The organism is Thiobacillus sp. SCUT-2 (genome assembly GCF_035621355.1).
Taxonomy (GTDB): Bacteria; Pseudomonadota; Gammaproteobacteria; order Burkholderiales; family Thiobacillaceae; genus Thiobacillus; species Thiobacillus sedimenti.
The window spans coordinates 2,892,369-2,909,356 of sequence record NZ_CP141769.1; the positions used below are offsets into that span (position 1 = coordinate 2,892,369).

Below are 16,988 nucleotides of genomic sequence, written 5' to 3' on the forward strand. Positions count from 1 at the left end.
CCCGAGGACCGGATTCACCCATGCCGTTCAAGCTCCTGTCACTCGCGCTCGCGCTGGCCTTCTTGCCTGCCGCCCACGCCGCGAACCTGTCGAGCGTCTTCAAGGACGCGCAGGCCTACGATGCGCAGTACGCCGCGGCCCGAGCGGCCTACGAGGCCGGCCAGGAGAAAGCGGTGCAGGGCCGGGCCGGCCTCTTGCCTAACGTCAGCGCGGGCGGCAACGTGCGCTACAACGATCTCCATTCGACCTTTCCCGGCGGCGATTCCAAATACACGTCCAACGGCTATTCGCTGACCGCCGCGCAGCCGCTGTTCCGCATGCAGAACGTCGTGCAGTACCGGCAGGCGAAGAACCAGGTGAAGATCGCCGACCTGCAGTTCAAGGCCGCCGAGCAGGACCTGATCCTGCGCGTCGCACAGGCCTATTTCGACGTACTGCAGTCGCAGGACAACATCGCGTTCATCGAGGCGCAGAAGGCCGCGATCACGGAACAGCTCGCGGCCGCCAAGCGCAACTTCGAGGTCGGTACCGCCACCATCACCGACACCCACGAGGCGCAGGCGCGCTACGACCTCGCCGTCGCGCAGGAGATCGCCGAGCAGAACACGCTCGACATCCGCCTGCGCGCGCTGGAAAAACTTGTCGGCAAGCCCCCCGGCGCGCTCGACGCGCTGGCCGAGCCCGAGCAGTTCGTGCCGGAGGCGGAGTCCATCGACACGTGGGCGGCGCGCGCCATGCAGGGCAACCTGCAGGCCGAAATCCAGCGCATCGCCAAGACCATCGCCGACGAGGAGGTCGAACGCAATCGCGCCGGCCACTATCCCACGCTCGACGCGGTCGCCGGCTATACGGTCAACAACAACCAGAACTTCGGCAACCTGCAGGTGGACTCGCGCGTCGCCAGCGTCGGGCTGGAACTCAACGTGCCGATCTACCAGGGCGGCCTGACGAGCTCGCGCGTGCGCGAAGCCGTCGCCAACCAGGAAAAGGCGCGCCAGGATCTCGAGAACGCCACCCGCGAGGCGAGCCTGCAGGCACGCCAGGCGTGGCTGAACGTGAGCAGCGGCGCCGCGCGCGTACGCGCACTCGAACAGGCGCTGACCTCGACGCAGGCGCAGCTCGACTCGACCAAGCTCGGCCTGCAGGTCGGCGTGCGCACCAACCTCGACGTGCTGAACGCCGAGCAGCAGGTGCTGTCGGCCCGCCGCGACCTCGCCGGCGCGCGCTACGCCTACCTGCTCGCCGGGCTGTCGCTCAAGGCCGCCGTCGGCACCCTGAGCCCGGCCGATCTCGCCGGCATCGACCGCCACCTCAAGCCGGCTGCCACGGCGTCCCGCTAGCAGCAGCCGGCCGTCAGCAGGCCCGTCACCAATCCCGCCACCTGCTGCGCCGCGCCGCGATGGCGGGCAGCGAACGCCAGACCGGCCTCGCCCATGCGGGCGCGCGCCGCGGCATCGGCCAGCAGCTTCAACGCGGCGTCCATCAGGCCGTCGGCATCGTCCACCCGCTGCGCCGCGCCCGCCTCGATCGCCAGCTGCGTCGCCGCCGCGAAATTGAAGGTGTGCGGCCCCACCAGCACCGGGCACCCGACGCTCGCCGCCTCGATCAGGTTCTGCCCGCCGAGCGGCACCAGGCTGCCGCCGACGAAGGCGACATCGCTCGCCGCGTAATAGGCGAACAGCTCGCCGAGGCTGTCGCCGAGCAGCACGCGCGTGTCCGCCCCGAGTTCGCCGTCGAGCGTGCTGCGCCGCCGGTACGCAAGCCCCGCGGCCTCGACCAGCGTGGCGACCGCATCGAAGCGCTGCGGATGGCGCGGCACCAACACCAGCAGCACCTCGGCCGGCACCTGCGCAAAGGCACGCAGGAGCGCTTCCTCCTCGCCCTCGCGCGTGCTCGCCGCCAGCAGCACCGGACGCGCACCCCACTGTGCCCGCCAGGCCGCGCCGCGCTCGAGCAGCGCCGGCGGCGGCGCGATGTCGAACTTGAGATTGCCGGTAACGCGCACCGACATCGCGCCGAGCTTCAGGAGGCGCGTCGCGTCCGCCTCGCTCTGCGCGGCGACCACCTCGATCTTCTGCAGGCAGGCCCGCGTCAGCGCCGGCAGCCGCGCATAGCCACGCGCCGAGCGCTCGGACAGGCGCGCGTTCGCCAGCACCATCGGAATCTTCAGCCGCGCCGCCGCGTGAAGCAGGTTGGGCCACAGCTCGGTTTCCATCAGGATGCCGACGCGCGGGCGCGTGCGGCGCAGGAAGCGCCGCATCGCGCCGGCGGTGTCGTACGGCAGGTAGGCGATGTGCGCGAACGCGCCGTACAGCGACTCGGCGGTCGCGCGCCCGGTCGGCGTCATGCAGGTGAACAGCAGCGGCACCTCGGGGTGCGCCTCCCGCAACGCAGTCACCAACGGCTGCGCGGCGCGCATCTCGCCGACCGACACGGCATGGATCCACAGCGCCCCCGTCACCGGCGCACGGCCGAGCGCAAGCCGCTCACCCCAATGCCTGAGATAGCCACGTTCGCGCCGGCCGCGCCGCAGCAGGCGCAGCGGAATCAGCGGCGCGGCGATCAGCAGCGCAAGACGGTAGAGGGTCCAGTCGAGGAGCAGGCGGAGGTTCGGCATCGCCCGGGATTGTAAGGGCGGCGGGGCCCGCGCCCAAAATGGCGTTCATTGGCCGGGCAGGTGCCAATGCTAGAATCGACGCGACTTTGGAGGCCTGACAATGAAAATCCTGCTCACCGGCGCCGCCGGATTTATCGGCATGCACGTCGCGCAAATTCTCTTGAAGCGCGGCGACGAAGTGGTCGGCATCGACAACCTCAACGACTACTACGACCCGGCGCTCAAGCTCGCACGGCTCGAGCAACTGAAGCCCTACCCGAACTTCCGTTTCCTCAAGGATGACATCTCCGACCGCATGGTGATGGAGGACCTGTTCGAGAAGGGCCACTTCGACGCCGTCATCAACCTCGCCGCGCAGGCGGGCGTGCGCTATTCGCTGAAGAATCCGCACGCCTACGTGCAGTCGAATCTGGTCGGCTTCGCCAACCTGCTCGAGGGCTGCCGCCACCACGGCATCAAGCACTTCGTCTACGCCAGTTCGTCCTCCGTCTACGGCGCCAACACCAAGATCCCGTTCTCGGTGCACGACCCGGTCAACCATCCGGTCAGCCTCTACGCCGCCAGCAAGAAGGCCAACGAGCTGATGGCGCACACCTACTCGCACCTCTACGGCCTGCCGACCACCGGCCTGCGCTACTTCACCGTCTACGGCCCGTGGGGCCGGCCCGACATGTCGCCGTGGCTGTTCACCTCCGCCATCCTCGAAGGCCGCACCATCGACGTCTTCAACCACGGCGACATGATGCGCGACTTCACCTACATCGACGACATCGCCGACGGCACCGTGCGCGTGCTCGACCGCATCCCGCAGCCGAACCCGGCCTTCGACCACGCCAACCCCGACCCCGCCACCAGCCACGCCCCCTACCGCATCTACAACATCGGCAACCACACGCCGGTGCAGCTGATGGATTTCATCGGCACGATCGAGAAGGCGCTCGGCCAGGAGGCGAAGAAGAACTTCCTGCCGATGCAGGACGGCGACGTGAAGGTCACCTACGCCGACGTCGACGACCTCATCCGCGACACCGGCTTCAAGCCGGCGACGTCGCTGGAATACGGGATAGCGAAGTGGGTCGAGTGGTATCGCCGCTACAAGAATTTGAATTGAGGCCGTGACCGGGGCAGGCGGTCCGCTGGCGATCCGCCCCGGGCGCCTGCCCCGATGCCTTCCGAGGGGAGCCTGCCTAGGCCTTGCCGGCGTAAGCCGCCTTGGCATGGCGCGCGGCTTCGAGCTCCGTCGGGTCGTAGGCCTTGCCGGACCAGAGCATCTGGTAGGCGATCTCTTCGTTGCCGTTTTCGCACAGCTCGAGCGCGCGACGGAACAGGGGCTGGAAGGTTTCGGACTTGTGCGAGCGTTCGTGAAGCTCGAAGGTCGTCCAGAACGTCACGATCAGCGCCTCACGGCCCTTCATCGGGCTCTCGACGGCCTGCCCGATGGTCGAGCCTTCGTTCGACACCTGGCCGGAATTCAGCGCAACGAAGCCGCCGACAAAGCCCGTGTCGGAGTGATAGGTCTTGACGTTCTCGCAGAGGAACGCGACGCGCTCCTGCAGGTCGTCCACGCTGTATTCGGGTTTGAGGACCACGCGGTTGACGGTCACGATGCCGTCGGCAGGAAAGTTGGGAATCAAGCCGCTCAATTTCTACTCCTTCACGTTTTTGAAATGCACTGAATTGGTGCATGGACAGAATATGAGCGGGCCTGCTATTTATCAAACGATATTTATTCGAAGTTGTTATCGATATTTTCGATTTAACGACGTGAGGCAAGTGCCCTGCTTTCTGGGCGGCAAAGGCTCGTCGCCATCCGACGACACGGCGCGCGTCGCCTATCTTTCTGTTTTCCCGACGTATTCCTGAGACGCCTTTCATGTCGCGTCGCCGCTGAGCGACGCTTCCGCCGCCCTTGGCGCGGGCTCCAGCCACGGTCGTTTCCTACTCGCCTGTTTAAACAGCGCTTTCTTGTACTGGCACGGCCGTTGCGTTAGCCCCCTCGCGCCCAATTCCGGGCGCAACCACACCAGAGCGTTTCAACCCAGATACGAGAGAGAGACCCCCATGCTCAAGTCCTTCATGCAACCCGGCAATACCAGCGCATCGCGAAGCGAATCGCCGCAGATCGGCGCCACCGGCTACCCGTCCCGTCCCGCCGAATCCGGCCGCACGCCCGAGGCTTCCAAGGCCCCTGCGCAGCAAGCGGCCAGCCCGTCGGCGCCGGCCCAGGAAGGCAGCAAGCTCATTGTCGGCCCCAACATCAAGCTGAAAGGCTCGGAGATCACCGATTGCGAAATCCTGGTGGTGGAAGGCCGCGTGGAGGCGTCGATGAACAGCCGAGACATCCGCATCGCCGAGGGCGGCGTGTTTTCGGGCAAGGCCGAAATCGACGTCGCCGAAGTCCGCGGCACGTTCGAGGGCGAACTGACGGCGCGCAAGCGCCTGGTCATCTATTCGACCGGCAAGGTCAACGGCACCATCCGCTACGGCGCGCTGATGGTCGAGGAAGGCGGCACGATCACCGGCAACATGGCGACGCATGCGGCCGGCTCCGGCCTCGCCAATGCGACTGCCTCGACGCCGGCGGCGGCGAGCGACACCAGCGCCGACAAGTCGGAGGACAGCCAGGCCTCCGTGTTCGCGCGCAACCAGCGGCGCCACGCTTGAACGGCGTTTCCTGGAATCGCCGTTGTCGCCGACGCGCGACAGCGGCGGCGCCCCATCGCGCGCTCGAACGCAACATCCTGCACGTCGGCTCGCGCCGGGTCGTGTCGCGCCTGCGCGCCGTGCATCCGGACGGCGAGCTGAACCGCCTCGCGGCGCTGCTGCTTGACCGGCAGCGCACGGCGGCGAAGCTGAAGCTCGCTGCGGCGGCTAGAGCTTCGCGCTGCGCCCGCCGTCCACGGCCAGGATCTGGCCCGTCACGTAGTGCGTATCCATCGCGAAGAAACGCACCGCCAACGCGATATCGGTGGGATCGCCGGCGCGTTTGAGCATGGTGTGCGAGATGATGCGCTGGCGCGAGACCTCGTCGAAATTGGCGTCGCCGTCGGGCCACATGATGGGGCCCGGCGCGATGCCGTTGACGCGCACTTCGGGCGCGAGCTCGCGCGCCAGAGACTTGGTCAGGCCGACCAGTCCCGCCTTGGCGACCGAATACACGACATAGTTCTTCATCGGCCGCTCGGCGTGGATGTCGGTGATGTTGATGATGCAGCCGCGGCGTTTCCGCAGTTCGGGCGCGGCGGCCTGCGACAGGAACATCGGCGCCTTGAGGTTGCTGCCCATGAGGTCGAACCAGTCGTCCTCGCTAATGGTGCCGACCGGCGTGGGATAGAAGCTCGAGGCGTTATTGAGCAGCAGATCGAGGCCGCCGAAGGTCGCGACCGTCTGGTTGACCAGCGCGGGCAGGCCGTGCGTGTCGTGCAGGTCGGCCTGGATCAGCGCGACCGAATCGGGGCGGATGGCGTTGAGTTCGTCCTGCAGCGCGCGCGCATCGGTTGCCGAGCTGCGGTAGTGGATCATCAGGTTGGCGCCGGCCTGGTGCAGCAGGCGCGCCGACGCCGCGCCCACCCGCTTGGCCCCGCCGGTGATCAGTGCGACTTTGCCATGCATCGGGATTCACCCTTATAGTCCGTGGATTGCGCATTATCCCCGAACACGCCGCATGCTGCCCGCCCCCTCCGCCGACGCCTTCGCGCACAGCCAGCGCGTCGCCGCGCATCTGCGGTCGCTGATCGTCGAGGCCGGCGGCTGGCTTCCGTTCTCACGCTTCATGGAAGCGGCGCTTTACGCGCCGGGGCTCGGCTACTACGCCGCCGGGTCGACGAAATTCGGTGCCGCAGGCGACTTCGTCACCGCGCCCGAGATGACGCCGCTGTTCGGCCGCACGCTGGCGCACGCGATCGCGCCGGTGCTCGCCGAAACCGGTGGCGACGTGCTGGAGCTGGGCGCCGGCAGCGGGCGGCTGGCGGCCGATCTGCTCGGCGAGTTGGAGCGGCTGGGTGCGTTGCCCGCGCGCTATCGGATTCTTGAGCCGAGCCCCGACCTGCGCCAGCGGCAGCAGAACACACTCGCGCGCGACTGCCCGCAGCTCGCGGCACGGGTGCAGTGGCTCGACGCGCTGCCCGCACATTTCCGCGGTGTGATGCTCGGCAACGAGGTGCTCGACGCGCTGCCGGTCGAGCTGGTGCACTGGACCGACGCTGGGCCGATGGCGCACGGCGTGACCGTCGAGGGCGAGCAATTCGGCTGGCAGGACCGTGCGATCGCCGACCCGGTGTTGCGCGCCCGCGCCGAGGCACTCGACCTCGCGCCGGGCTACGTGTCGGAGATCAACCTCGCCGCCGACGCGCTGATCGCCTCGCTCGCCGATGCGCTCGAACGGGGCCTGATCCTGCTGATCGACTACGGCTTCGTCGCCGCCGAGTACTACCACCCGCAACGCCACATGGGCACGCTGCGCGCGCACTACCGCCACCATGCGCTCGACGATCCCTTTCATCTTCCGGGGCTGTGCGACCTCACCGCCCACGTCGATTTCAGCGCGGTGGCGCATGCGGGTATGGCGGCGGGACTGACGCTCGCCGGCTACACCAGCCAGGCGAGCTTTCTGCTGAACGGGGGGCTGACCGAGCTGCTGATGCAGACGCCGCCCGAGGACGCGGCGGCGTACCTGCCGCAGGCGAACGCGGCGCAACGGCTGGTGTCGCCGGCGGAGATGGGCGAACTGTTCAAGGTGATCGGGCTAACCAAGGGTGACGTCGCACCGCTGGCGGCATTCGCGCGCGGCGACCGTCAGTACACGCTGTAGGCTTCAGACCAGCGGCAACTGGGCGTCGGCTTCTTCCGGCTTCAGGCGCGTGACGCGTACCGCGTGCAGGCGACGGCTGTCGGCGCGCAGCACGTTGAACTGGAAGCCGTCGAACTTCACCGCTTCGCCGCGCTTGGGCAGGTGGCCGAAACGCGAGATGACGAGCCCGCCGACGGTGTCGAATTCCTCGTCTGAGAAGCTCGATCCCAGGGTCTGGTTGAAGTCGGCGATCTCGGTGCCGGCCTTCACGCGGAACACGCCCTCGTTCTCGCGGATGATGTTGTCCTCGGTCTCGTCGAAGTCGTATTCGTCCTCGATGTCGCCGACGATCTGCTCCAGCACGTCCTCGATCGTGACCAGCCCCGCGACGCCGCCGTATTCGTCGACGACGATGGCGATGTGGTTGCGGTTGGAACGGAACTCCTTCAGGAGCACGTTGAGCCGCTTCGACTCCGGAATGAACACGGCCGGGCGCAGCATGCCGCGGATGTCGCTGTCGGATTCGGCGTAGTGGCGCAGCAGGTCCTTGGCCAGCAGGATGCCGATGACGTCGTCGCGGTCCTTGTCGATGACCGGGAAGCGCGAGTGCGCGGTCTCGATGACGAAGGGGATGAACTTCTCGGGCGGATCGTTGATGTCGATGACGTCCATCTGCGCGCGCGGGATCATGATCTCGCCGACGCGCATCTCGGACACCTGCAGCACGCCCTCGATCATCGCCAGGGCGTCGGCATCCATCAGGTTGTTTTCGTAGGCGCCGTGCAGCAGCTCGATCAGCTGTTCACGGTCTTCGGGTTCGCGCATCAGCCAGTGCGAGAGGCGCTCGAGGAGGCTCGGTTTGTGCGGACTACTGTCGGGGTCCATAGTGGGTCAGGACTGATAGGGATTGGGAATGTGGAAGCGTTTCAGTATAACGGCTTCGCGCGATTCCATGATGTCGGCGTCCGCGGGGTCGAGGTGGTCGTAGCCCTGCAGATGCAGCACGCCGTGGATGGTCATGTGCGCGTAATGATGCTTCAGCGGCTTGTCCTGCTCGCGTGCCTCGCGCTCGACCACCGGCGCACAGATCACCACGTCGCCGCCGAGCACGCCCCGCCCTGATTCATCACGGCCGACCTCGCCATACTCGAAGGTCAGCACGTTGGGCACGTAGCCCTTCTTGCGAAAATCCTGATTCAGCGCCTGCGCCTCGTCGGCATCGACGATGCGCACGGTGACCTCGGCGGGATGTTCCAGCGCGGCCGCGACCCAGCGGCGGACCTGCGCGCGGCTCGGCAGATCGTCCGCCGCGCTGGCGAACTGCACCGACAGCGAAAATTCAGGCGAGGGCATCGTTTACTCCCCTCCGCCGCTTGCGGGGGAGGAGGGCTTGTTTACGCACGTTCGCGTAAGCCTCCTGCTCATGTGCCCGGCCTCTCCGCCGCGCGCTTCGCGGCGTAGGCGTCGACGATGCGGCCGACCAGCGGGTGGCGCACGACGTCCTCCGACTGGAAATAGGTGAACGCCAGTCCGCGCACGCCTTCCAGGACATCGGCCGCATCCATCAGGCCCGACTTCACATGCTTCGGCAAATCGATCTGCGTCGGGTCGCCGGTGACGACCGCCTTGGCGCCGAAGCCGATGCGGGTCAGGAACATCTGCATCTGCTCGGGCGTGGTGTTCTGCGCCTCGTCGAGGATGATGAAGGCGTGGTTGAGCGTGCGGCCGCGCATGAACGCGAGCGGCGCGACCTCGATGGCGTGGCGCTCGATGAGGCGCGTGACCTTGTCGAAGCCCATCAGGTCGTATAGCGCGTCGTACAGCGGGCGCAGGTAGGGATCGACCTTCTGCGTGAGATCGCCCGGCAGGAAGCCCAGGCGCTCGCCGGCCTCGACCGCCGGGCGCGTCAGCACCAGGCGCTTCACCTGCTCGCGCTCGAGCGCGTCGACCGCGCACGCGACCGCGAGGTAGGTCTTGCCGGTGCCGGCGGGGCCGATGCCGAAGGTGATGTCATGGCTGCGGATCTGTTCGATGTATTCGCCCTGGCGCGGGGTGCGTGCGCGCAGGTCGGCGCGCCGCGTGCGCAGCGCCGGGCCCTCCTCGTCGGCACGGCCGCGCGTGAGCTCGACCAGGCCCAGCTGGATGTCGTCGAGGCTGAGTTCGTCGTGCGCACGGTTGTAGAAATGCTCGACCGCCTGCGCGCCCTTCTCGGCCTGCGCGGCCTCGCCGCTGACCCGAAAGCTCGCGCCGCGGCGACCGATGGTGACGTCGAACGCCGCCTCGATCTGGCGCAGGTTCTCGTCCATCGGACCGCACAGGTTGGCGAGCCGCCGGTTGTCTTCCGGCGCGAGTCGCAGTTCGACGATGTCGGTCTTCAAGCGGTTTCCGTTTCGGTGGTGGCGACTTCGCCGCGCAGGCTGTGCGGGTAGGCCTCGGTGATGGTGACGTCGACGAACTGCCCGATGAGCCGAGGGTGGCCGGGGAAGTTGACGATGCGGTTGTTGTCGGTGCGGCCGGCCAGCTCATCCGCGTTCTTGCGCGCGTGCCCCTCGACCAGCACGCGCTGTACCGTGCCGACCATGGCGCGGTTGACGTCCTGTGCCTGCGCCTCGATCTGCGCCTGCAGCTGCATCAGTCTCCGGGTCTTGAGTTCTGCGCTCACATCGTCAGGATAGTCCGCCGCCGGGGTGCCGGGGCGCTTGCTGTAGATGAAGGAGAAGCTGGCGTCGAAGTTGAGTTCCTTCACGAGTTTCATCGTCGCCTCGAAGTCCGCCGCGGTCTCGCCGGGAAAACCGACGATGAAGTCCGACGACAGGCACAGGTCGGGGCGCTGTTCGCGCAGCTTGCGGATGATCGACTTGAACTCGAGCACGGTGTGGCCGCGCTTCATCGCCGCGAGGATGCGGTCGGAGCCCGACTGCACCGGCAGGTGCAGGTGCGACACGAGCTTCGGCAGCTTGCCGTAGCACTCGATCAGGCGCTGCGTCATCTCGCGCGGATGGCTCGTCGTGTACCTGATCCGTTCGACGCCGGGGATCTCGTGCACCATCTCGAGCAGGAAGGCGAAATCGGCGGTGCCGCCGTCGTGCAGCGCGCCCTGGTAGGCGTTGACGTTCTGCCCCAGCAGCGTGACTTCCTTGACACCGTGGGCGGCGAGATTGGCCACCTCGGCGATGACGTCGTCGAACGGGCGCGACACCTCCTCGCCGCGCGTGTAGGGTACGACGCAGAAGGTGCAGTACTTGGAGCAGCCTTCCATGATCGACACGAAGGCCGCGCCACCCTCGACGCGCGGCGGCGGCAGGTGGTCGAACTTCTCGATCTCGGGGAAGCTGATGTCGACCTGCGCACGGCCGGTCTCGCGCTTCCTGGCGATCAGCTCGGGCAGGCGGTGCAGCGTCTGCGGGCCGAACACCACGTCGACGAAGGGCGCGCGCGCGACGATGGCCGCACCCTCCTGCGATGCGACGCAGCCGCCGACGCCGATGATGAGGTCGGGGTTGGCCTGCTTCAGGTGGCGCACCCGGCCGAGGTCGTGGAACACCTTCTCCTGCGCCTTCTCGCGCACCGAGCAGGTGTTGAACAGGATGACGTCGGCGTCCTCCGGCGTGGCCGTCGGGGTCAGGCCTTCGGATGCATTCAGCACGTCGGCCATCTTGTCCGAGTCGTACTCGTTCATCTGACAGCCGAAGGTTTTGATGTAGATCTTCTTCATGAGCGCGCCGGGACAGTGGATAGACTGGGGGCGGAGACTGCCGCGCGAAAACGGCGGCAGGCAGGAATCTGGTGGTGATGGACAGACTTGAACTGTCGACCCCCGGATTATGAATCCGATGCTCTAACCGACTGAGCTACATCACCTTTTTCTGGCGACAGGGCGCCGGAAAGCCGGGCATTGTAGCCGAGCAGGCGGCGCGCTGTCAAAATCCCGCAGGCCCCTCACTGCGGGCGCAGCTTGGCCAGTTCGTCGAGCAGGCTGATCAGCAGCTCGCGGCCCAGCGGCCCCATGCCACGGGTGAGCTGGTCGGCGTCGCGCTCGCCGTTGACGAGCCGCCGCATCACGCCGCCGAGACGCGCCATGTCGCCCCCTGCCTTCATCATCTGCTCGGCCATGTTGGCGAGCACGGACATCGCCTGCGCATCGCCCCGTGCCGAGGCGTCGATCAGCGCGGCCAGACCCGGTGCCGCCGCGCTGCCATCCGGCTGGGCATCCAGCGGCGGCAGCGTCGCCGGATTGTCGAAGCCGCGCAGGATGGCGTCGAGCAGGATGCCGTCCTCCTCGTCCAGCCCCAGCTTGATCGAGGGGTCGCGGCGCCCGTTGATGACATGTCTGAGGGCGCCGACCAGCCGCGCCCAGCCGGCCTGCTCGGCGGCGTCGAGCTGCTTCATCAGGTCGGGCAGCTGGCTGCGGTCGCGCAGCGCATTGACGACGGTGTGGATGAAGGATGCGTGGACGCGCAGGACCTGTTCGACGGCGGGGGGCAGTTGGGCCATGTTCTTGGTGAGTGGTGAGTGGTGAGTGGTGAGCGGTGAGTGGATTGTCCGGTCAGGCCAGCGGCTTGGCAATGGTGGGGTGCAGCGGCACGTTTTCGATACGCCAGTGAGCGCTCGCCCAACCCAGAAGATCCGCCGGGGCTGTGCCGACCAGTTCGGCCGGAGGCGGATGGCCGAGGGCGGCGAGCGCCTCGGCCAGCACGGCGCGGCGTCCGGTCTCGGGCAGCGCGGGGGCGAGCGTCTGCTTGGACAGCTTCTGCCCGGCGGCGTTGGTGACCAGCGGAACATGCGCGTAGATCGGGGTTGGCAGGCCGAGCAGGCGCTGCAGATAAATCTGGCGCGGCGTGTTCCACAGGAGATCGGCGCCGCGCACGACGTGAGTGACGCCCTGGAAGGCGTCGTCGACGACCACGGCCAGCTGGTATGCGAAGAGTCCGTCGGCGCGCCTGACGACGAAGTCGCCGACCTCGCGCGCGAGATCCTGTTGCAACACGCCACGGATGCGGTCGACGAAGTCGACGCTCACATCCTGCACCCGCACCCGCCAGGCATGGTGCTCGCCGCGCGGCACCGCGTGCAGGCGGCAGGTGCCCGGGTAGACGAGCTCGCCCTCCGCATTGCGCGGCGCGTCCGCCAGCTGGCTGCGCGTGCAGGTGCACGCGAAGACGGCGCCTTGCGCGCGCAGCGCATCCAGTGCTGCCGCATAGGCCTCGTCGCGCCGCGACTGGACGAGCACGGCACGGTCCCAGGTGAGGCCATAGGCCTCGAGCTGGCGCAGGATGATGTCGGCGGCAGCCTGGCTGCAGCGCAGGCGGTCGAGGTCTTCCATGCGCACAAGCCAATGTCCGCCCAAGGCGCGCGCGTCGAGCCAGCTCGCCAGCGCGGCGACGAGCGAGCCGAAATGCAGGGGGCCGGTGGGAGACGGCGCGAAGCGTCCGACGTAGGATGCGGGAATCACCCGGCGATTATGCCGTGCACGCGCTAGAGATCGATGCCCGGCTGCGCCTTCACGCCGGCACGGAAGGCGTGCTTCTCGTCGGCGATCACCGACACCGTGTCGGCCAGCTCGACCAGCGCGTCAGACGCCGCGCGGCCGGTGACGACGACGTGCTGCATCGGCGGGCGCTGCGCGAGCGCGTCGAGCACGACGTCGGCATCGAGATAGCCGTAGCTCAACAGATAGGTCAGTTCATCGAGCACCACCAGCTGGTAAGAAGGGTCGCTGAGCATGCGCGCAGCGATCGCCCAGCCACGCTCGGCGGTGGCGATGTCCTGCGCACGGTTCTGCGTATCCCAGGTGAAGCCGTCGCCGGTGACGTTCCATTCGACGCCGGGCTGCCGACCGAGAAACGCCTCCTCGCCGGTGTCGGTGCGGCTCTTGATGAACTGCACCACGCCGACCTTCATGCCATGGCCGAGCGCCCGCGCCACCATGCCGAACGCCGACGTGCTCTTGCCCTTGCCGTTGCCGGTGAGGACGATCAGCAGCCCACGCTCGTCGGTGGCGGCCGCGATGGCGGCGTCGACCGCCGCCTTCTTGCGCGCCATGCGGGCGGCGTGGCGGGCGTTACGATCAGCTTCGTTCATGGGGTTTCCTGCAAGGCTGTTCCGTGTCAGTGTGTATCTATGTTAACGAAACCAAGAGAGGCTGACGCCATGCGGGCGATGCAAAGCACCCTCCTTCTTTCGTGCCTCGTCGCGGCATTTTCGATCGCGGGATGCGACGGCCTCACGACCGGCGAACACGCGCAGACCGTCCCCGTCACCGAGAACAGCGACGGCGGCTACGGCCCCGTCACGCTTTCCCTCACGCCGGAGATGGCACCCGTCGCGATCAACTTCCGCGCGCAGCAGGCGGACGATCCCGCGGAGGTCGGCAAGTGGAACACCTACCACGCCGTTCTCAGCAAGGACGGAGCGCCCGTCGCTTCAGGCACCTTCAACATGAACAACACCGGCACGCAGGACCGGCCCGAAGGCGCGCCGTACATCCTGCGCAACATGCTGACCGCATGGCCTCGCGAGGCCGGCGATTACGGCCTCGTCATCACGCCGACGAAGCCCGTCGAGGTCAGGCTCAAGGATACGCAGGTTGTCGTGCGGCGGAATGTGCGCAGCGACGTCAACGTCCGCTGACGGTACGATCACAAGGCAACCGCACCTACTTTACCTGAACCGGTATTCCGCGCTGACCCAGCCATGTCGACCGGGCAGCGGGTAGGCCGAGTAACGGTCGGCATTGAACTGGCTCCGGACGGCGTACGTGTAGTATTTCTCATCGAACAGGTTGTTGACTGCTGCGGCGAATTTCCAGTTGCCGACGCCATGCTCCAGCCGGACATCGGCCACGGCATACGCGGGGATCTTCACCCCCAGCGTATTGGGCTCGTCATTGTCCATGTACTGGTTGCTGACGTAATTGGCGCTGCCGGTCAGGCGTGTCGCGGCGCCGATGTTCCACGTTGCGATGAGGGCGAGCTTGTGCCGCGGCACGAGAGGCACGGTGTTCCCTTTAAGCGGGACACCGTTGAAGACGCCGCTCGTGAATTCGGCAAAGGCCAGGGTGTAGGCTGCCGAAAGGTCGACGGCGCCCACGCTGCCACGGCCCTCGACCTCGACCCCGTAGCGGCGCAGCGGCGGCAGGTTTGTGTTGCCAACCCCCGCGCTGTAGGGATCTAGATGGATCTCGTCCTCGACCTGCGCATGGTAGAGCGCGACCCGCCCGCCATGGCGGGCGGTGCCGAACTCCCAGCCCAGCTCCTGATCATAAGCGGTCTGTGGCTTGAGGAACTGGAATTGTCGCGCGTAAGTGGGTGAGTATTCGTAGATCTCGTCCACGTTCGCAAAGCGGAAACTGCGGCCGGCCTTGGCGTAAATCGTCTGCCCGGGCGCGACTCGATAGCGCGCCCCGAGGTCCCAGGCGGATTCGCGTTCGCTCTGCTCGCCCGCAGGCGCAGCGGTATCCCAGATCGCACTTCCAGGCGCAGCAGGATCGAGATGGTCCGCGGCCTTGATGTGGAACCATTCCACCCGCGCACCCGCGGTCACGCTCAGCGCATCGCTCACGCGCAGGTGATCTTGCGCATAGAGCGCAGTGTTGCGCTGGTCGGCCTGCACGCGATTGATCGGCTGGCCGATATTGGCAGGGTCGTTGGATACCGCGAGCGCGTAATCCCACAGCTCCTGGTCGAGGCCCAGGATGACTTCGTGTTCCAGCCCGCCCATCCGCAGCGGCAGCTTGACCCGCGGCGAGAAGGTCCACATGTCGAGCGTGGTCCTGCGGTAGTCCGGGGAGCCGCCATAGTAGAAATACGCTTCCTGCTCCTTGCTGCGGTAGTTCAGGTCCGCGGCGAATTCGCCCTTCGGCAACCGGAACTGGCCGCTGAGCGCTGCCAGCCACCCGTCTCGATTCGCCCAGTCGCGCGGCGTCTGCGCGCCCCTTGGATTGGTCGCCAGTTCGTTCAGGTTCTGGTCCGGTTCGACGAAGCGCCCGCCCGGCAAGCGAAGACGTTGGGTGTCCGCGCCAAGCTTGAACCCGACCTCGCCGTCATCGAGTTTCCAGCGGGCATTGCCGTAAAAATTACTCTGGCGATTTTCATTGTTTTCGCGCCAGCCATCGGAACGGTCATTGCTGGCGGCGAGCGTCAGTCCCACATTCCTCCCGACCAGATTGCCCGTCGCGTGCACGTTGCGGGTGTTGAAGCTGCCATAGCGGGCACCCGCCGTGGCTTCGTTGGATCGGTCCTTCGGCGAGCGGGTAATGATGTTGATGACGCCGCCCACTGCACCGGCGCCATGCAGTACGCTGCTTCCGCCACGCACGATTTCGATGCGCTCGATGGCCGACAGCGGGATCGCCGACCAGACCACGCCGGACAGATCGATGTCGTTCTGTTTCACGCCATCCACCAGAATCAAGGTGTTCTGCTCGGCGGCGGCACCAAACCCGCGCAGGTCGACCGTGCTGTCCGACGCATTGTTGCCGAACAGGTCGCGCATGCCGATGCCTGCGTAATCCTGAAGAATTTCGGGAAGGGTCACCGCGGGATTGCGCTCGATGTCGGCGCGCGAAATGACGGTAACGTTCACTGCGCGATCGGTCGCGATATCGCTGAAACGCGTCGGCGTCACCACGATGGTATCGGCCACGTATTCAGGCAGAGTTTCCGCCCGGACAGGCGAAGCAAAGACCAGGCCCAGCGCAAGGGCGAGAGAGGTTTGGCGCATGATGTAACGATCCGGTTGGTGCACCTGGTTCCCCGCAGGCGCGTTGCACGATCCTCCGCAGGCTAGACGCATGCGGGGCACAGGCCGGTATCCGGGCTCGCGCCTGAAATTCATCGCCTTCCCGGGCGAGCCCAGTGGCGTGGGTGATGAACCGTTTAGCGCTTACCGTTGCGGGGGCAGCACAGGCATGGTGGTCGCGACCACGCACCTGTTTCCCGTTTATCCTCGGCGGCGGAACGCCGCGTCGGCACCTGAAGGCGCGCATTATATCGGCGGCACGCCCGCACGGCACGATGCCCCTTGCGACGACGGGGCCGATTGACCGCCTGCGCGCCGGCCCCTATAGTCCCGCCATGCACGCCGAACTCGATTCCCTCGAAGCGAAGATCCGCCAGGTGGCCGAGCTGTGCCATGCGCTGCGGCGCGAGAACATCGCGCTGCGCCAGCAGCTGCTTGCCGCGCAGCAGGACAACAAGCAGCTGAACACCCGCCTGGAAGCGGCCCGAAACCGGCTGCAGGGCCTGCTCGACACCCTTCCGGAGGACGTCTGATGGCCGGACCGCGCTCGATCGAAATCCACATCCTCGGCCGCGCCTACAAGGTGGCGTGCTCGCGCGAGGAGGAATCGGGGCTGCTCGCCGCGGCCGACTTCCTCGACCGCAAGATGCGCGAGATCCGAGACAGCAGCAAGGTCATCGGCGGCGAACGGATCGCGATCATGGCGGGACTCAACCTGGCGCACGACCTGCTCACCCAGGGCGGCGGCAGCCTGGCCGACGACGCACGTGCCCGCCTGACGCACTGCAACGCCCTGCTCGACGCCGTGCTGGAAGATCAGGACAAACTCTTCTAAACTTGACT

Annotated in this window: 18 protein-coding genes, 1 tRNA gene and 1 riboswitch; of the genes, 7 read left to right on the top strand and 12 right to left on the bottom strand. The window is 67.0% G+C overall.

What is annotated here, in order from left to right; translation table 11 throughout:
• Positions 1-20 precede the first annotated feature (20 nt).
• Positions 21-1,340, top strand: a complete 1,320-nt coding sequence (locus tag VA613_RS14350; protein ID WP_324779704.1) for a TolC family outer membrane protein — start codon at positions 21-23, stop codon at positions 1,338-1,340.
• On the opposite strand, the gene waaA is transcribed toward VA613_RS14350, so the two are convergent.
• A complete protein-coding gene (waaA, locus tag VA613_RS14355) occupies positions 1,337-2,617 on the bottom strand; it encodes a lipid IV(A) 3-deoxy-D-manno-octulosonic acid transferase (protein WP_324779705.1) in 1,281 nt (426 codons plus the stop codon). The genes VA613_RS14350 and waaA overlap by 4 nt on opposite strands.
• Before the next feature lie 100 nt (positions 2,618-2,717).
• Here waaA and VA613_RS14360 point away from each other — a divergent pair, with 100 nt between their 5' ends.
• Positions 2,718-3,728: an NAD-dependent epimerase gene (locus VA613_RS14360; RefSeq protein ID WP_324779706.1), complete on the top strand. Its 1,011-nt coding sequence runs from the start codon at positions 2,718-2,720 to the stop codon at positions 3,726-3,728.
• A 76-nt stretch (positions 3,729-3,804) separates the two neighbouring features.
• Here the strand turns inward: VA613_RS14360 and VA613_RS14365 are convergent, their stop codons facing one another.
• Positions 3,805-4,260: a ligand-binding protein SH3 gene (locus VA613_RS14365; RefSeq protein WP_324779707.1), complete on the bottom strand. Its 456-nt coding sequence runs from the start codon at positions 4,258-4,260 to the stop codon at positions 3,805-3,807.
• Positions 4,261-4,678: 418 nt separating this feature from the next.
• Between VA613_RS14365 and VA613_RS14370 the strand changes: the two genes are divergently transcribed.
• Complete coding sequence (locus tag VA613_RS14370) at positions 4,679-5,281, top strand: bactofilin family protein (RefSeq protein ID WP_324779709.1); 603 nt, start codon at positions 4,679-4,681, stop codon at positions 5,279-5,281.
• A gap of 207 nt (positions 5,282-5,488) precedes the next feature.
• Here the strand turns inward: VA613_RS14370 and VA613_RS14375 are convergent, their stop codons facing one another.
• Positions 5,489-6,229, bottom strand: coding sequence for a pteridine reductase (locus VA613_RS14375; RefSeq protein WP_324779710.1), 741 nt, complete (start codon positions 6,227-6,229; stop codon positions 5,489-5,491).
• A 52-nt stretch (positions 6,230-6,281) separates the two neighbouring features.
• On the opposite strand from VA613_RS14375, the gene VA613_RS14380 reads away from it, so the two are divergent.
• Complete coding sequence (locus VA613_RS14380; RefSeq protein WP_324779711.1) at positions 6,282-7,427, top strand: class I SAM-dependent methyltransferase; 1,146 nt, start codon at positions 6,282-6,284, stop codon at positions 7,425-7,427.
• A gap of 3 nt (positions 7,428-7,430) precedes the next feature.
• On the opposite strand, the gene VA613_RS14385 is transcribed toward VA613_RS14380, so the two are convergent.
• The 8 genes from VA613_RS14385 to cobO all read right to left on the bottom strand — a co-directional run bounded on the left by VA613_RS14385 (position 7,431) and on the right by cobO (position 13,487).
• Positions 7,431-8,291, bottom strand: coding sequence for an HlyC/CorC family transporter (locus VA613_RS14385; RefSeq protein WP_324779712.1), 861 nt, complete (start codon positions 8,289-8,291; stop codon positions 7,431-7,433).
• Between the two features lie 6 nt (positions 8,292-8,297).
• Positions 8,298-8,759 carry an rRNA maturation RNase YbeY gene (gene ybeY, locus VA613_RS14390; RefSeq protein ID WP_324779713.1) on the bottom strand — a complete coding sequence of 154 codons (462 nt, stop codon included), beginning with the start codon at positions 8,757-8,759 and terminating at the stop codon, positions 8,298-8,300.
• A gap of 68 nt (positions 8,760-8,827) precedes the next feature.
• Positions 8,828-9,784, bottom strand: coding sequence for a PhoH family protein (locus tag VA613_RS14395; RefSeq protein ID WP_324779714.1), 957 nt, complete (start codon positions 9,782-9,784; stop codon positions 8,828-8,830).
• Positions 9,781-11,121, bottom strand: coding sequence for a tRNA (N6-isopentenyl adenosine(37)-C2)-methylthiotransferase MiaB (gene miaB / locus VA613_RS14400; RefSeq protein WP_324779715.1), 1,341 nt, complete (start codon positions 11,119-11,121; stop codon positions 9,781-9,783). Before miaB ends, VA613_RS14395 begins: the two co-directional genes overlap by 4 nt.
• A 69-nt stretch (positions 11,122-11,190) precedes the next feature.
• Positions 11,191-11,267, bottom strand: a tRNA-Met gene (locus VA613_RS14405).
• Between the two features lie 78 nt (positions 11,268-11,345).
• Entirely contained in the window at positions 11,346-11,900 is a 555-nt protein-coding gene (locus VA613_RS14410; RefSeq protein ID WP_324779716.1) for a hypothetical protein, read from the bottom strand.
• A gap of 52 nt (positions 11,901-11,952) precedes the next feature.
• Positions 11,953-12,858: a tRNA glutamyl-Q(34) synthetase GluQRS gene (gene gluQRS, locus VA613_RS14415; protein ID WP_324779717.1), complete on the bottom strand. Its 906-nt coding sequence runs from the start codon at positions 12,856-12,858 to the stop codon at positions 11,953-11,955.
• 23 nt (positions 12,859-12,881) lie between these two features.
• Entirely contained in the window at positions 12,882-13,487 is a 606-nt protein-coding gene (gene cobO, locus VA613_RS14420) for a cob(I)yrinic acid a,c-diamide adenosyltransferase (protein WP_324779718.1), read from the bottom strand.
• Positions 13,488-13,565: 78 nt separating this feature from the next.
• On the opposite strand from cobO, the gene VA613_RS14425 reads away from it, so the two are divergent.
• Positions 13,566-14,036, top strand: a complete 471-nt coding sequence (locus tag VA613_RS14425) for a hypothetical protein (RefSeq protein WP_324779719.1) — start codon at positions 13,566-13,568, stop codon at positions 14,034-14,036.
• A 30-nt stretch (positions 14,037-14,066) separates the two neighbouring features.
• Here the strand turns inward: VA613_RS14425 and VA613_RS14430 are convergent, their stop codons facing one another.
• Complete coding sequence (locus VA613_RS14430) at positions 14,067-16,127, bottom strand: TonB-dependent receptor (protein WP_324779720.1); 2,061 nt, start codon at positions 16,125-16,127, stop codon at positions 14,067-14,069.
• Between the two features lie 65 nt (positions 16,128-16,192).
• Positions 16,193-16,396, bottom strand: a riboswitch (cobalamin riboswitch).
• 84 nt (positions 16,397-16,480) lie between these two features.
• Here VA613_RS14430 and VA613_RS14435 point away from each other — a divergent pair.
• Complete coding sequence (locus VA613_RS14435; RefSeq protein ID WP_324779721.1) at positions 16,481-16,678, top strand: hypothetical protein; 198 nt, start codon at positions 16,481-16,483, stop codon at positions 16,676-16,678.
• A complete protein-coding gene (locus tag VA613_RS14440; protein ID WP_324779722.1) occupies positions 16,678-16,980 on the top strand; it encodes a cell division protein ZapA in 303 nt (100 codons plus the stop codon). Before VA613_RS14435 ends, VA613_RS14440 begins: the two co-directional genes overlap by 1 nt.
• The last annotated feature ends 8 nt before the right edge of the window (positions 16,981-16,988 follow it).